We start from the raw sequence: 15,214 nt of genomic DNA, 5'->3' as shown, positions 1-15,214 counted from the left end.
GTCAACCCGTGACGACCGCCTGGTTGCGGCCCTGCGACTTCGCCAGTAGCAGCGCCGCGTCCGCCCGTTGCAGCGCCGCGTCCGGATCCTCCCCGGGCCGCACGAAGGTGGCGCCGACGCTGGTCGACACCCGGATCGACCGGCCCTGGAAGCTCACATCACCCTCGACCTGACGCCGGATCTTCTCGGCGATCGCCTGCAGATCCGCGGCGGACGCCACGCCCTCGAGCAGGACGACGAACTCGTCACCACCGAGCCGCCCGATGTCATCGCTGGCGCGGATGGCACTCGCGAGCCGTTCGGCGACCGCGGTGAGAACCGCATCGCCGGCCGCGTGCCCGAGCGTGTCGTTGACCTCCTTCAGCCGGTCGACGTCACAGAACACGATCGCGATTGTCCCGCGATCGTCGGCGTCGCCGACGTGCTGCAATCGGTCTGCGAACCAGCGCCGGTTGGCCACGCCGGTGAGGACGTCGTGCGTGGCCAGGTGCCGCAACTCCTCGCGTACCCGGTGTTCCCGCGTCGCGTTGGAGAACAAGTGCACCAGGTAGCCGCTGCTGCCACCCTCATCGGGAACCTCCGCGACCTCGTGTTCGATCCACTCCACGGTGTCGCCCACCAACCGCCGGTGCTCGTGCAGCACGCGATCCCCGGCGCAGGTCCCGGCCCCCGCAACAGTCAGCACCTGTTCGAGGGGCAGGCCCACAACCTCCTGCTCTGAGGAGTCCAGCAATCGGCAGAACTGGCGGTTGACATCGACGAGCAGGCCGTTGTCGTCCGTGATGGCCATGCCGTTGGGGGCCGCGTCGACCGCCAGGCGCAAGCGCTCCTGCACCCTGGCCAGAGCCTGCCGGGCCTCGACCTCGTTGGTCACGTCGCGCAGGCCGACGATGACCCCGGCGATGTCATCTCCGTCAGAGATCGGGTTGATCATGGCCGACATCCAGCGTGTCAGGCCCGAAGCGGTCGAGTACTTCAACGACGTGCCGTTCACCGAATAGCCGGCCCGCAACTGCCTCTGGAAGTCGGCGAGCAGTTCCTCCTGGCCGCCGGCGATGATATCCGGGGCGTTGGCACCGACCAGGGTCTCAGGATCCCAGCCCAGCACGTTCTGCACCGACGGCGAGATCCAGCGGATGCGCCAGTCGGCGTCCATCTCGTAGACGATGTCCGAGGCGTTCTCCGCGAGTTCGCGGAACCTGCGCACGGTCGTCTCGAGGGCCTCGGCGTACTCGACCTCTGCAGTCACATCCACGACCTGGGCCACGAAGTGGTCGAGCGCGCCGTCCCGCCGTCTCGCGACGCCCACGGCGAGGTCCACCCAGATCGTCTCCCCGGTGGCGGTGAGATACCGCTTGCGCATGGTCAACTCGTCGACCTCGTTGCTGAGCAGGCGACCCATCATGGCCTGGCTGGCATCGACATCCTCCGGGTGGGTGATGTCACTGAAGGACATCGAGGCGAGTTCCTCCTGCCGGTAGCCCAGCATCCGGCACAGCGCCGGATTGACATACTCGAAGCCGCCGTCCAGGCCGGAGATGGCCAGGCCCACGGCGGCCCGATCCATGGACAACTGCAGCCGCTCGGCCTTCTCGCGCTCGCGTTCGGCGGCCTCCTGCTCACGCAGGACGTCGGTGACGTCACGCAGCCCGATGAGCAACCCGCCGGTCCACTGCCCGTCGTCGTCCATGTCGCGGGTGACCACGGTCGTCATCGGCAATGTGTCACCGGACTTCGTCAGCACCGGGAAGACCCGCGACTGGGGGCCGTCGGGAACCCAGTCGCCGCTGTAGGCGCTGTCCCAGTTGTCACGATGACTCGCCATCTCCTCGGGAGGGATGAAGGTCTGAATGGTTCGGCCCAGCATGTCGTCCGGGTCCCACCCGAGAACCCGGGTGACGCTGGGCGAGACCCACACGATCCGTCGTTGGGCGTCGGTGCGGTACGCCAGATCTGTGGTGGCTTCGGCGAGGCTGCGGTATTCGCGTTCCGCCTCCCGCAAGGCCTTCATCTGCTCGTGGCGGTCGGTGATGTCGCGCCATGAGTACACGATGCTGTCCCCGAGCGCCACACCCCGGATGTCGAAGTGGACCTCCTGGCCACCGCGCCGTTCGAGCGGGTACACGAAGTCGTCGATCACCAGTGGTTCGCCGGTCTCGATGAGGTGCTTGTAGCGGTCGAACATGCCGGTGGAACGGTGATTGGGCAGGAACTCCAGCAGATGGGTACCCATCAGTTCGTCGTAACTGAGCCCGTTGTAGTCGCAGGCGGCAGCGTTCGCATCGGTGTATTCGAAGTCGACGATCTCGCCGTTCCCGTCACGAACGGCGGTGAGCACCACATGGGGGTCGAGCAGACTGTCCAGCGTCGCGCGCAGCCGCGCCGCCGGATCCCCGGCACCCCCCTCTGCGGCTCTCACGCGCCAAGTACCGCGCGTGCGCGGTTCGGCGACCAGTCAGCGAGCACCCGCCTACTCCGTGACGGTGACAGTGAACTCCAAAGCATCGCCGCCTTCGAGTCCGTGAGGGTGACGGTGGCCTCCCCGTCTCGAGCGCCTGGCCGCCGGGGTTGAAGGTCGCTCCGTCCCGCTCCCCGCCGGCCTCGACAGAGACGACCGACTCGTCCGAACTGCTGATCTGCCAACGGCCCGGGTCCTCGACGTTGAACGAGATGTAGCGCCCCACAGTGGCCTCGACGTCGGTCTGTGACGGCTCGACGATGATGGGTCCGATCATGCTGGCCTCCGGTGAGGCGGACGCGCTCGGTGTGGGGCTTGGCGATGAGGAGGAGCAGCCAGCGACGGCGAACACGGCGGCAGCACCGAGGGCGGCCATGGCGGTTCTCATGCCTGGGAGCCCAACGGCGCACTGCCGCGCGGACCCACGATCGCCCAGTTGAAATCCGCGCTCCCCACGGCACCGAGCAAGCGCAGCCACATGGGCAGCAGCATCTCGGCGGCCCGCGCCGTCTCGATCCCGCCGAGGTCGATGATCTGCCGCCAGCCGAACGAGACCTGCAGATCCCGTACCTGTTCCTTGGCTCGCATGTCGTCGCCGGAGAGGAACACGGCGGTCGGGGCGTCGAGCCGGTCCGGGGCGAGCATGAGCCCGGCGTTCATCGTGTTCCAGGTCTTCACGACCCGCGCCGCGGGGAAGGCCCGCTGGATCTGCTCGCCCAGCGAGTCCGTGCCCTGCACGAACAGGCGGGGCGGGAATCCCTCGGAGAAGTCCAACGGGTTGGCGACGTCGATGAGCACCTTGCCCGCCAGGTTGTCGGCGCCCGCGGCCTGCAGGGCCTGCAGGCTGGACTCCCCGGCGGTGGCGTTGACCACCACCTCTGAAGACCCAGCGGCCTGCGCGAAGGTCCCGAGCCGCACCCCCTGATGCTGCTGCAACCAGGCCCGCAGATCGGGTTCGGGTCGCGCCAGGGTGGAGTCCGGATCGCGGGTCCCCAGGTGCACATCGTGACCCGCGGCGGCGAACCCCGCCGCCAGCCTCGTACCCACCGAACCGGTTCCCAGCACTGCGATGTCCACGCCGCGATCCTCTCGCGGCAGGGCCGCCGCGTCCAGCCTCAGATGCCGGAGGGTGCCGGCGGCAGGTCCTCGTAGGACGGCGAGCGCTTCTCACCCTTGGCCGCGAACGATTCCATCATGTCCGCGGGCTGGAACGCTCCGGTCTGCCACAGGGCGATCTGGTGCAGCGAATCCGCCACCCCATGGTCGCGGGCGTACACCAATGCCTCCTTGGCACCCCACAACGTCAGGGGGCTCTTGGTGGCGATCTCCGCGGCGATGTCCAGCGTGCCTTGCACCAAGGACTCGTGGTCGTCGAAGACCTGGTTGACCAGGCCGACCTCGTATGCGCGCTGGGCGGTCAGCCGCCGGCCGGTGTAGACCAGCTCCCGGGCGACGCCGTCGGGGATGAGTTTCGGCAGTCGCTGCAGTGTTCCCACATCCGCGGTCATGCCGATGTTGGTCTCCTGGACGACGAAGTACGCGTCGGCACTGGCATAACGCATGTCAGCCGCACACACCATGTCGACAGCCCCGCCGATGACACCACCGTGCACAGCCGCCAGCACCGGCACACGCACCCGCTCAAGCGCAGTGAAACTCTCCTGGAGCCGCTTGACGAGCAGCAGGAACGTGGCGTTGCGACGACCTGGCTCACCATCCATCGACAGTCCGCTGGATGTGAAGACCGAAAGATCCATGCCGGCACTGAAGTGCTTTCCGGTGGAGCTGATCACGACGGCGCGCACATCACCGCGGTCACCGAGGTGCCCGATCAGCACCGGAAGCTCCGACCAGAAGGCCGGGATCATCGTGTTCATGGCCTCCGGGCGGTTCAACCGCACGTGGGCGACCTTCTCCTCGACGGTCACGTCGAAACATGTCAATTCCATGGCTACCCTCCCCCTGCAGCATGGCACGCGCGGTCCCCGCAGCCACCGCGACCCGGCAACCCCGGCCCGGGCTCACTATCGTTGCCCCGTGTCGGCAACCGCCGGTCGATCATGACCGGATTCCTCTACCGGCTCGGACGACGCAGCGCCGAGCGGGGCTGGCGGGTCATCGGCGTCTGGCTGGTGGTGGCGCTGGTGATCATGGGCGCCAACCGCCTCTTCGGCGGGGAGTCTGCCGATTCCTTCGTCCTGAAGGGCACAGACTCCTCCGTAGCACAGGACCTGCTCAACCGCGCCTTCCCGGGGTCGTCGGCGGAGGCGACCCCGATCGTGGTGTACGACCCGGCCCGCGATCTCGGGGCCCTGGACGATCGCACGGTCGAGCGGGTCGTCCGGGACGTGCGCAAGATCCCACAGGTCACGTCCGTGACGGGGCCCGAGCAGCGCGCGGATCTGCTCAGCGACGACGGACACACGGCGATCATCTCCGTGCTCATCAACGAGCGCTTCGCGACTGACACCGGTGTCGCGCAGGACGTGCTCACCACCGCCCAGACGGCGGCAGGTCCGGACGTCACGGTGACCATCGGCGGTTTCCTGGGCCGTCAACTGGCCCAGCCCGACACCCACCTCAGCGAGGCCCTCGGGCTGGTCTCGGCGGTCTTCATCCTCTTCCTCACCCTGCGCCGATGGGGCGCCACGTTCGTGCCGCTGGCCAGCGCCCTGTTCAGCGTCGGGCTGGGCCTGGCGGTCGTGGGGCTGCTCAGCCGCCTCGTGTTCATCCCCGACGTGGCGCCGACCCTGGGCACGATGCTGGGGCTGGGGGTCGGTATCGACTACGCCCTGTTCCTGCTCACGCGCCACCGCATCCTGCTGCATCAGGGCTTCGAGGTGACTGACGCTGTCGGGCGCACCTCCGGGACCGCCGGCGCGGGCATGGTGTTCGCGGGCAGCACCCTCATCGCCGCGGTGTGCGGACTGGTGCTCACCGGCATCTCGTTCCTGGCCTGGCTCGGCTACGCAGCGGCCATCGTGGTGGCGATCGCCGTGGCGGCTTCCATCACACTGGTGCCGGCGATCCTCGGCGTCATGCAGTACCGCGTGATGCCCAAGAAGGGGCTGCACACGCACACCGATGACGACCTCGACCGAACCGGTTGGGGGCGTTTGGCGGACACCGTCACGAGCCGCCCCTGGACCTTCGCGATCGCCTCGTCGGCGCTGCTGCTGGTCATGGCCGCCCCCACCGCGACCCTCACCCTGGGGCACAGCGACAACGGCATCCTGCCGGAGGAGACGTCCGCACGGCAGGCCTATGACCTCATCGCGGATGGTTTCGGGCCCGGCCAGAACGGTCCGCTGGCCGTCGTCACGCAGATGTACGCCATCGCGCAGGCGCCCGACGACGCCGACGCCGAACCGGGCACCGATCCGCGCACGCTGGACCCCCGGCTGCAGCGACTGCAGGACGAACTGGCGGCGGCCCCCGGGGTGGCATCGGCTGACGCTCCGATCGTCAGTCCCGACGGCGGGGTGGCGGTGGTCCGCGTGGCCCCGCAGTGGGGTCCGGCGGACCCGCGCACTGAGGAGTTGGTGCACGAACTGCGCGACCAGGTACTCCCGGCGGCAGTCGCGGGCGGCGGGATGGGCGCACATGTGGGTGGCGTAACGGCGGCCGTCACCGACTTCTCCGAGATCATCGCCGCCCGTACGCCCTACTTCATCGCCGGCGTGGTTCTGCTGTCCTTCCTGCTGCTGACAGTGGCCTACCGGTCCCTGCTGATCCCTTTCAAGGCCGCCGTGATGAACTTGCTGTCCATCGCCGCGGCATACGGGGTGGTGACCGTCGTGTTCCAGTGGGGGTGGGGCGCCCAACTCATCGGACTCGACGGCCCGGTCCCCATCGAGTCGTACGTGCCCATGATGATGTTCGCGGTCCTCTTCGGACTGTCCATGGACTACGAGGTCTTCCTACTCACTGCGTTCCGTGAGCACTGGGAGCGAACCGGCGACATGACCTCGGCGGTGCGCCGCGGTCTGGCGGACACCGGCCACCTGGTCACGGCCGCGGCGGCGATCATGGTCGTCGTCTTCGGCAGTTTCCTGTTGTCCGACAACGCCATCGTGAAGATGTTCGGCGTCGGTCTCGCCACCGCCGTGGCCGTGGACGCGACCATCGTGCGTTGCCTGCTGGTGCCGGCGATCATGGTTCTCGCGCAGAAGGGCACATGGTGGTTGCCGGGGTGGCTGGACCAGTTGCTCCCGCACCTGCACGTCGAGGGCGATCCGCGGGCACTGGACGCAGCGGCCGCCACGAGTGACCGGCCCGGCACGCCGGGACCCCTGGCCGTCTACCGCCCCGCGCCGGTCATCGGCGCCATCGTGGGGGTCACCCTGGCATGGGTGCTCATCTCGCGCCTGGCCTTCATCCCCGAGCCCGCATCCACGTCGGTGGCCATCAGCGCGGTGCTGGGAGCCGTGCTCGGGCTCCTGCCCGCAAGCCTCGGCGGAGGCCGCCTGTCACGTGCCGCCGGCTATGGACTCGGAGCGCTGCTGGCACTGCTCGTGTCGTCCATCATCGTCGCCCTGGTCCCACCGGCGCAGGCCCCGTCGGCCCCGATGACGGCGTGGGCGATCGTCGCTACCGCTCTGCTGGCCGTGCTCGTGGTGAGCCGCACCATGGCACTGCCCTTGGTGCTGGGCGCGGTCGCGCTGGCGGTAAGCCTTGTGCTGACCGGCACCGACGCCGCGCTGCAGGTCCTGTTCGGTGCCACGTTGCTGCCCGCGCTGGTGACGATCTTGATCATCAGCGTGTTTGCCAACCTTTTCCCCGACCGGGGGGACACCATGGAGCCCACGGCCGAAGACCAACCGCTGCGAGTCGGGAGACCCTGATGCGAGCACACCTGACGGCTCTCGCAGCCGCCGGGATGGCGCTCGCCGTCGGGGGACTGCCGGCCATGGCGGCGGACCCCGAGCCCCCACTGGTCAACGAGGAACTCGTGGTGGCACAGGTCGACGCCTCCGGCCTGCCGCAGGATGCGACCCTTTACAGCCGACTCGTGGCCCGCGACTACCCCGCGGGGCCGGTGCGCGACCCCTCCTCGATCACCGACGTGGTGTACGTCGACCGCCGCGGGACGGTGCCGACTGACGGGGACGCGGTAGTGGTGGACATCGGCGGACCGGGTCAGACGTCGGTGACCACCCGTGCCACGTTCGACAAGCCGCTGCCGGTGGCACTGCACGCGGAGTATCGCCAGGGCCCGGACGTACTGGCGCCGGACAGTGTGGAGTCCACATCCGGGCAGATGCGCATCACCTACACGGTGACCAACACCTCGGCGGAACAGAAGACGATCCGTTACCGCGACGCCGGCGGCCGGTGGACCGTGACCCGCGAGCCGGTGTTCGCCCCGTTCGTCGGCACGCTGATGGTCACCCTGCCCGCCGGGCTGACGCTGCTGCAGGCGCCGAAGGCGGTGCGCAGCACCACCGAGGACGGCCGCACCCGCCTTCTGTGGAACCTGGTGCTCTACCCGCCCATGGGCGACTACCAGCAGTCCGCGCAACTGCTGGTGAGTGGCGAGCCGCTGGCCGTGCCCGCCCTGAACATGCAGGTGATGCCCGTCCGTTCCGGTCAGGATCCGCTGCTCGGGTTCAGCAGCGATCTACTGTCGGCCAGTGTGGACGGCAACGCCGATCTCGCCGATGGCCTCACCGAACTGGACCAGTCGGCGGTCGCACTGGCCGTCGGTGCCGGGGAGCTCGGTTCGGGTCTGAAGCAACTGGGCAGGGGCACGTCCACGCTGACCCAGCAGGTGGACCAGACACTGGTACCCGGATCCCGCAAGCTGGCCGAGGGTGCCGACGCGCTGGCCACGGGGCAGCGCGACGCCGCCAAGGGCGCGAAGAAGTTGGCGAAGGGGCAGCGCGACGCCGCCAAGGGCGCGAAGTCCGCCTACGACGGCGCCCGGTCGCTGCAGGACGGGGCCGAGCAGCTCAGCGACGGGCTGCTGGATCTGTACGACGGTCTGCAGAAGCTGCTCGAACCGTCTGCGCTGCCCTCCGCCCGTGACAGTTCCGACCAACTCGCCCAGGCCGTGTTGCGACTGCGCGATGTCATCGGAACCCCGCAGGACGGCGCCGGCCCGTTCCCACCCACCCAGGCGAGCACCCTGATCGAGGCCGTCCTGGCCGTGCAGAGGATCAGCGGGATCAGCTATGCCGGGGCCGACCGGGTGCACGCGAACCTCAAAGACATCGCCGCAGAACTCACGCAACTGGCGGCGGACAGTGCGCAGGCGTCGGCCCTGGCCGGTGCCGCCGCCGCCCGGACCGCGGCGCTGTACCAGCAAGCATGCGTGGACACGGTGGTCCTCAGCCCTGCCCAGTGCGCGGATCTCCAACAGGCTGCTGACGAGGCCGACCAGGCCCGACAGAGCGCCACCGATGTGGGCGTCGGCGTGGGCCGGCAGGCGCTGAGAGTGGGCGCGCAGGCCCTGGCAGTGCGGGCCATCGCCCTGGCACTGCAGGGGATCACCGCGGCGCTGGGCGCACTGGATACGGCACTCACCCAGATCTCCGTGGCCCTGGTCAGCGGCAGCACCGATGCGCCGGGGGTCTACGAAGGTCTGGCTGCTCTGACCGATGGCCTGACCGCCACCATTGACGGGCTGGTCTCACTGTCCAACGGTGCGGCGCAGTCCGCAGGCGGCGCTGATGAGTTGTCGACTGGGACGCAGGATCTCACGGAGGGTCTTGATGATCTGGCGACCGGCAGCAGCGATTTGGCCGACGGCGCCAGCGACCTGGCCGACGGCAGCGCCGACCTGGCCGATGGATCCGGCACGCTGGCGGACGGTACCCGGCAGCAGGCGGCGGGAACGGCCGCCGTGGGCGAAGCCCTGGGGCAGATCGACCAGGGTGTCGACAGCGCGGCGCAGGGCGCGGACGCATTGGCGCAGGGCGCCGACCAGTTGCAGGCACAAGGCACCTCAGCGATCCTGGCCGGCGTCATCAAAGCGTCCAAGGACCCCGCCTTCGCCCGGGCATACCTCGCAGCCAGTGAAGCCCGGGCCGCGGACGCACTTCCGTACGGGGCGCCCGAAGGGGCAGCCGGCAAGGTCTCGTACATCTACACGATGCCCGGCTCCACCACCAGTGGTTCTACCGGCAGCACCCTGGCCGCCTGGGGGCTCCTCGCGGTCATCCTCGCCGCCGGAATTGCGGTGGCATGGCGGCGCCTGCACCCCGTGGTTCCGGCCGACCAGCCGTTCGAGCCCTTCGCCCCACCGCAGAGCGACACTCATGATCAGGACTGGTTCTTCCGTCCCGGCGGCGACGGCCCGCACTAGGCTGTGACGGTGACGAACAACCCCGGCGACCGCCTGGTCTGGCTGGACTGCGAGATGACGGGCTTGGACCTGGAGAGGGACGAACTGGTCGAGATCGCGTGCATCGTGACCGAGTCCGACCTCACTCCCCTCGACGCCGGCGTCTCCTTCGTGATCAGCGCCTCGGCCAAGGCCATGTCCCATATGCCCGACGTCGTGCGCCAGATGCACGAGGAGTCGGGGCTGCTTCCAGAGATCGCCGACGGGATGCCGCTCGATGACGCCCAGACCCAGGTCCTGGCATACGTCAAGTCGCACATCCCGGTTGCCCGCAAGGCCCCGTTGTGCGGCTCCAGCATCTATGTGGACCGGGGCTTTCTCGCCAAGTTCATGCCGGATCTCGACGCCTTCCTGCACTACCGGCTCGTGGACGTCTCGAGCATCAAGGAACTGGTGCGGCGCTGGTACCCCAAGATCTACTACTCAGCCCCTACCAAAACCGGCAACCACCGCGCCCTCGGCGACACCCAGGATTCGATCGCGGAGTTGGCCTACTACCGCTCAGCGGTGATGCTGCCGCCGCCCGGGGTTTCCTGAGACCTGCCAGAGTGCGTTCCCGGTGCACCGCCAGACCCACCCGGGAGTGAAACCGACACCCGGGAGCGAAAAAGACCGGTTGGATCGCTCCCCGGTTTCCGGATCGCTCCCCGATGCACCTGCCGGACCCCCCTTCGGGCACGACAACCGGTCGGATCTCGCCCCGCTGCCCGGATCGCGCCCCGGTGCACCGCCAGACCCACCCGGGAGTGAAACCGACACCCGGGAGCGAAAAAGACCGGTTGGATCGCTCCCCCGGTTTCCGGATCGCTCCCCGATGCACCTGCCGGACCCCCCTTCGGGCACGACAACCGGTCGGATCTCGCCCCGATGCCCGGATCGCGCCCCGACGCACCCGCCGTCGCTGGTGCCGCGTCCGGCTGCGATGGGCGAAGATGGGGCCATGGGACTGCTGGACACGTATCTGCCCGACCCCGACCGCTACGACGATCGCATGCCGCAACGCAGGTGCGGTGTCAGCGGCCTCACGCTGCCGGCCGTGTCGCTGGGCTTCTGGCACAACTTCGGCGACGAGACCCCACTGTCACGCCAGCGGGCGATCATGCGTGCGGCCTTCGACGCCGGGATCACGCACTTCGATCTGGCGAACAACTACGGACCGCCCTACGGCAGCGCGGAACTCAACGTCGGTCGCATCCTGCGCGAGGACTTCCGTGGCCTGCGCGATGAGTTGATCATCTCGACCAAAGCGGGCTGGGACATGTGGCCCGGACCGTACGGTTTCCTGGGTTCGCGCAAGTACTTGCTGGCCAGCCTGGACCAGAGCCTGCAGCGACTCGGCCTGGACTACGTCGACATCTTCTACAGCCACCGCGCGGATCCGCAGACCCCGCTCGAGGAGACCATGGGTGCACTCGCGTCAGCGGTCCACCAGGGCAAAGCGCTCTACGTCGGCATCTCCTCCTACTCCCCGTCGCGCACCCGGCGCGCCGCCGGGATCCTGTCCGACATGGGTGTCCCGCTGCTGATCCATCAGCCGTCGTACTCGATGTTCAACCGCTGGATCGAGGCCGATCTGCTGGACACCCTCGACGATCTGGGCGTCGGCTGCATCGGCTTCAGCCCCTTGGCCCAAGGGATGCTCACGACGCGCTACCTCGACGGCATCCCGGCGGACTCCCGGGCTGCCCGGGACGCGTCACTCGATCCCGAGTGGTTGTCCGCGCAGTACCTCGCCTCGATCCGTGGGTTGCAGGAGATCGCCGAGTCGCGGGGGCAGACCGTGGCGCAGTTGGCCGTGGCCTGGACCTTGCGCGATCGCCGCGTCACCTCGACGCTCATCGGTGCCAGCAGCGTGGCGCAACTGCACGACACCCTTGGCGCGGTCGCCAACCTCGATTTCTCGGCGGAGGAACTGGCCGCCATCGACACGTTCGCCCACGATGCCGGGATCAACATCTGGGAGGATCCGACGCGGATCCCTTGAGGCCACGGGACCGCCGAAGCGGCGGGTCTAAGCGCGACGCAGGGGACTGATCACTCTGTGCAAGCACACGCCGCCCTGCACGAGTCACCTGGGCGGGCGGCTGGTTTCCGAAATGCGAACTTTGCGCCGCACGGCCGATGATGAGACACATGGCCACGGAAACGCCCCGGAACCGGGTGCGACGACTGCCGGAGAAGGCGGTCGCCGATCGGGGCGCGCTGCACGCCATCCTGGATGCCGCGATGGTGGCCCACGTGGGCATCGTCGACGACGGGCAGCCTTACGTTCTTCCGATGGCCTGCGCGCGCGACGGCGAGCGACTGTTGCTGCATGGATCCACCGGAAGCAGGCTGATGCGCACCCTGGCGGCGGGCGCCGCGACCTGTGCCACGATCACGCACCTCGACGCCCTGGTGCTGGCCCGCAGCGCGTTCGAGTCCTCCATGAACTACCGCTGCGCCATGGTGTTCGGCGTCGCTGAGCCGCTGGCAGGGGATGATCTGCTGGCCGGCCTGCAGGTCATGACCGAGCACCTTCTGCCGGGCAGGTGGGACACTCTGCGGACCCCCTCCCGCAAGGAACTGGCAGCCACCTCGATCGTGGCCCTGCCGCTGGCCGAGTGGTCGGTGAAGATCAGCGACGGACCGCCGGATGACGACCCCGCCGACCTCAGCGCACCAGTGTGGGCGGGAACCCTTCCGCTGCGGCTGACAGCGCTTGAACCGGTCGACGCCCCCGATCTACGCATCCCGGTGCCTGCCGTCGATGCGATCGCTCCCGTCCTTCAGCGGCTCAACTCCGCCGCCGCGCCGGAGCGGACGCATTGATGTCCCCGCTCACCGTGCCTCGACGACGAGTCCAGCCGTGGGCGCACGCGCTCGGCACAGCCGTCGTCATCCTCGTGATCGCTTGGGCATCGGTGGAAGGCAGCAGGTTGACCGACGGCGTGGCCCTGTGGTGGCCGGCGGCCGGCGTCGCCGTGGCCGCGGTGATCACGGCCGTGCCGCGGGCCCGCGCGGTCATCGTGCTTATCGTGCTGTTCGCCTCGCTGGCCGGCAACGTCCTCGCCGGGCGCCCCCTCACGTTGTCTGCGCTGTTCGGGATCTGCAATGCGGCCGAAGCTGCCACCGCGGCATGGTGGCTGCTACGGGGCAGGGTCGGCAGGCCTTCGTTGGAGACACTCAACGACCTGTGGCGACTGCTGGTGGCGGCTGCCCTGGGGGCTTTCGTCGTCGCGGTGGGTGCGACCACGACGGTGGTGCTCCTGACCGACGGCGCACCCTGGCCACTGTTCCTGCACCTGCTCGCCTCCCATGCCAGCGCCACCCTGCTCGTGGTCCCCTTGGTCCTGCGCCAGCCCACGGACCGGATGACGTCACCCCGCGTGGAGGCCTGGGCCCAGTGAGCCTGGTCGCACTGTCCACGATTCTCATCTTCAGCGTGGAGCCGAGGCTGAGTCAGGCCTTCCTGCTGCTGGTCCCCCTGCTGTGGGCAGCCATGCGGTTCCCCCTCCGGGTGACCACTCTTGAGGTCTCACTGTCCCTGATGGCAGCGCTGACCCTCACCGCCTTCGGCCTGGGCCCCCTGTCAAGCGCCCTGGGTCTGACCCCGGCGAACACGCCGCCCGGCACGCTGTCATTGACCGATTTCATGCTCACCCAACTCTTCGTGGTCAGCACCCTGGTGGTCATCCTGTCGCCCGCCCTCACCGCACACCAGCGCCGGCTCATCCTCGCCCAGGTGGGGCGCAGTGAGCGCATCCTGCGCGGCGGCTTCGAGGACGCGTTGCTGGGCGAGGTCATCCTCACCAGCGTCAGCGGGCAACTCGAGGTGGTCGAGATGAACGCGGTGGCTGCTGACCTGTTGGATGTCGATGAGCGCGCCGAAATCCCCTGGGACGAGCTCCTCGGCCGGTCAGCCCCCGTCGCGCTGGCGATCCTGACCGACATCGCCGACGGACACAGTCCGGGCTGGCGGGACGAGATCGAACTGCACGCCGGGAGGGAACGCCCGCGCTGGGCCGACATCGCCGTATCCCCACTGACGGACGAGCCGGGGCTGCTCGTCATCCAGCTCGCGGAGACGACCTCGCGGAAGACGATGGAACGTCAACTGGAGCACCTTGCGATCCATGACACCCTGACCGGCCTGCCCAACCGCTCTCTGCTGCAGGACCGGCTGAAGCGAGCGGTGGCCGACGCCGGCCGGACCGGGCAGCCGGCGGCCGTCCTCGTGCTGGACCTCGACGACTTCAAACGGGTCAATGATGCGGCCGGGCACGCCGTGGGCGACGAGATCCTGCGGGAAGCCGCCACCCGCCTCAGTGCGATCGTGCGCGAAGGGGACACGGTGGCTCGCCTGGGGGGTGACGAGTTCGCCATCGTGCTGCCGGGTGCCGGCGGCCCTGTGGTCACGGCGATCACCTCCCGCCTGCGGACCGCCTTCGACAAGCCATTCAGCGTCTCGTCGGGTACCTATCGGGTGTCCGCCAGCATGGGCGTCACGGCCAGTGAGCCGGGCAGCAGTGTCGAGCAGTTGCTGAGGGACGCCGACACTGCCATGTACATGTCAAAGTCCCAGAGCCGCGGCAGGTCCACCTGGTTCGACGAGTCCTTCCACGAACAGGTCGTGCGCGACGCCACCGTGGCAGCGGACTTCGAGGGTGCCATCGAACGCCGGGAGATCGCGCTGTACGCCCAGCCCATCATCGACCTGCTTTCCGGTAAGACTGTTGCGGCGGAGGTACTGGTTCGCTGGCAGCACCCGACCCGTGGGCTGCTGTATCCCGCCCAGTGGTTGGACATCGTGTGTTCCGGACCGAACGGCGCCAACCTGGAGTCCTGGATCGTGGCTGAGTCCTGCCGCATGCTGGCCGATTGGTCGCGTGATGGCACGTACCCGCGCATGCACGTCAACATCTCCGCGCCACTGCTACGCCGCGGCGACCTCGCCGAGCAGGTGCTGGCAGCACTCGAACGATCCGGGGCTCCTGCCGGTGGCCTGGTGCTCGAACTCACCGAAGCGGATCTGGAGTCGGTACGCGGGTCCCTGACCGCGGAGCTGGAGGACCTGCGGGGCGCGGGGGTACGCATCGCCGTGGACGACTTCGGCACGGGCTACAGCTCTCTGAGCCGCCTGGTCCACCTCCCCCTGGACGAACTGAAGATCGACAAGTCGTTCATCGCGGCGATGCTCACGGATCCGCGGAGTTGCGCGATCGTCAACGCCATCGTGGGGCTGGCCGATGCGCTGGGCCTGTCGATCGTTGCGGAGGGGGTCGAGACGGAGGACCAGGCCCAGGAGCTGCGGCGGCTCGGGTGCACCCGGGGGCAGGGGTTCCTGTGGAGCCGGCCCAAGCCGATCGGGCGGCTGATGTCCGAAATCGCGGGGGGCGCGCAGGATGTGCCCGCAACGCAGTGACAGCGCC

Annotated in this window: 10 protein-coding genes; 7 read left to right on the top strand and 3 right to left on the bottom strand. The window is 68.8% G+C overall.

What is annotated here, in order from left to right:
- Nucleotide 1: 1 nt before the first annotated feature.
- The 3 genes from IPG68_05730 to IPG68_05720 all read right to left on the bottom strand — a co-directional run bounded on the left by IPG68_05730 (nt 2) and on the right by IPG68_05720 (nt 4,407).
- The gene (locus tag IPG68_05730) at nt 2-2,419 is read right to left on the bottom strand and encodes a PAS domain S-box protein (GenBank protein ID MBK6762796.1); all 2,418 of its coding nucleotides are present in this window, start codon (nt 2,417-2,419) and stop codon (nt 2-4) included.
- Between the two features lie 423 nt (nt 2,420-2,842).
- Nucleotides 2,843-3,535 (bottom strand): NAD(P)-binding domain-containing protein, encoded by a 693-nt coding sequence (locus IPG68_05725; GenBank protein ID MBK6762795.1) that lies wholly within the window; start codon nt 3,533-3,535, stop codon nt 2,843-2,845.
- A gap of 38 nt (nt 3,536-3,573) precedes the next feature.
- Complete coding sequence (locus IPG68_05720) at nt 3,574-4,407, bottom strand: crotonase/enoyl-CoA hydratase family protein (GenBank protein ID MBK6762794.1); 834 nt, start codon at nt 4,405-4,407, stop codon at nt 3,574-3,576.
- 111 nt (nt 4,408-4,518) lie between these two features.
- On the opposite strand from IPG68_05720, the gene IPG68_05715 reads away from it, so the two are divergent.
- The 7 genes from IPG68_05715 (at nt 4,519) to IPG68_05685 (ending at nt 15,207) form a co-directional block, all read left to right on the top strand.
- Nucleotides 4,519-7,302 carry an MMPL family transporter gene (locus IPG68_05715; protein MBK6762793.1) on the top strand — a complete coding sequence of 928 codons (2,784 nt, stop codon included), beginning with the start codon at nt 4,519-4,521 and terminating at the stop codon, nt 7,300-7,302.
- Nucleotides 7,302-9,764, top strand: a complete 2,463-nt coding sequence (locus tag IPG68_05710) for a hypothetical protein (protein ID MBK6762792.1) — start codon at nt 7,302-7,304, stop codon at nt 9,762-9,764. Before IPG68_05715 ends, IPG68_05710 begins: the two co-directional genes overlap by 1 nt.
- 54 nt (nt 9,765-9,818) lie before the next feature.
- On the top strand, nt 9,819-10,340 hold the full coding sequence (gene orn / locus IPG68_05705) for an oligoribonuclease (GenBank protein MBK6762791.1): 522 nt from the start codon (nt 9,819-9,821) through the stop codon (nt 10,338-10,340).
- A 403-nt stretch (nt 10,341-10,743) separates the two neighbouring features.
- The gene (mgrA, locus tag IPG68_05700; protein MBK6762790.1) at nt 10,744-11,787 is read left to right on the top strand and encodes an L-glyceraldehyde 3-phosphate reductase; all 1,044 of its coding nucleotides are present in this window, start codon (nt 10,744-10,746) and stop codon (nt 11,785-11,787) included.
- 149 nt (nt 11,788-11,936) lie between these two features.
- On the top strand, nt 11,937-12,614 hold the full coding sequence (locus IPG68_05695; GenBank protein MBK6762789.1) for a pyridoxamine 5'-phosphate oxidase family protein: 678 nt from the start codon (nt 11,937-11,939) through the stop codon (nt 12,612-12,614).
- The gene (locus IPG68_05690) at nt 12,614-13,192 is read left to right on the top strand and encodes an MASE1 domain-containing protein (GenBank protein MBK6762788.1); all 579 of its coding nucleotides are present in this window, start codon (nt 12,614-12,616) and stop codon (nt 13,190-13,192) included. Before IPG68_05695 ends, IPG68_05690 begins: the two co-directional genes overlap by 1 nt.
- Nucleotides 13,189-15,207, top strand: a complete 2,019-nt coding sequence (locus tag IPG68_05685) for an EAL domain-containing protein (protein MBK6762787.1) — start codon at nt 13,189-13,191, stop codon at nt 15,205-15,207. The genes IPG68_05690 and IPG68_05685 overlap by 4 nt, the downstream gene beginning before the upstream one ends.
- Nucleotides 15,208-15,214: the final 7 nt, after the last annotated feature.

The sequence above is a fragment of the Micrococcales bacterium genome, from assembly GCA_016703125.1.
GTDB lineage: Bacteria > Actinomycetota > Actinomycetes > S36-B12 > UBA10799 > JADKAV01.
The sequence above is the reverse complement of the archived record's forward strand: the minus strand, read 5'-3'. Positions and strand labels throughout refer to the sequence as shown.

What these genes read in the sequence shown, in the direction of transcription:
- IPG68_05720 (MBK6762794.1), bottom strand. Translation starts at nt 4,407, where the DNA reads ATGGAATTGACATGTTTCGACGTGACCGTCGAGGAGAAGGTCGCCCAC.
- IPG68_05715 (MBK6762793.1), top strand. Translation starts at nt 4,519, where the DNA reads ATGACCGGATTCCTCTACCGGCTCGGACGACGCAGCGCCGAGCGGGGC.
- IPG68_05710 (MBK6762792.1), top strand. Translation starts at nt 7,302, where the DNA reads ATGCGAGCACACCTGACGGCTCTCGCAGCCGCCGGGATGGCGCTCGCC.
- orn (MBK6762791.1), top strand. Translation starts at nt 9,819, where the DNA reads ATGACGGGCTTGGACCTGGAGAGGGACGAACTGGTCGAGATCGCGTGC.
- mgrA (MBK6762790.1), top strand. Translation starts at nt 10,744, where the DNA reads ATGGGACTGCTGGACACGTATCTGCCCGACCCCGACCGCTACGACGAT.
- IPG68_05695 (MBK6762789.1), top strand. Translation starts at nt 11,937, where the DNA reads ATGGCCACGGAAACGCCCCGGAACCGGGTGCGACGACTGCCGGAGAAG.
- IPG68_05690 (MBK6762788.1), top strand. Translation starts at nt 12,614, where the DNA reads ATGTCCCCGCTCACCGTGCCTCGACGACGAGTCCAGCCGTGGGCGCAC.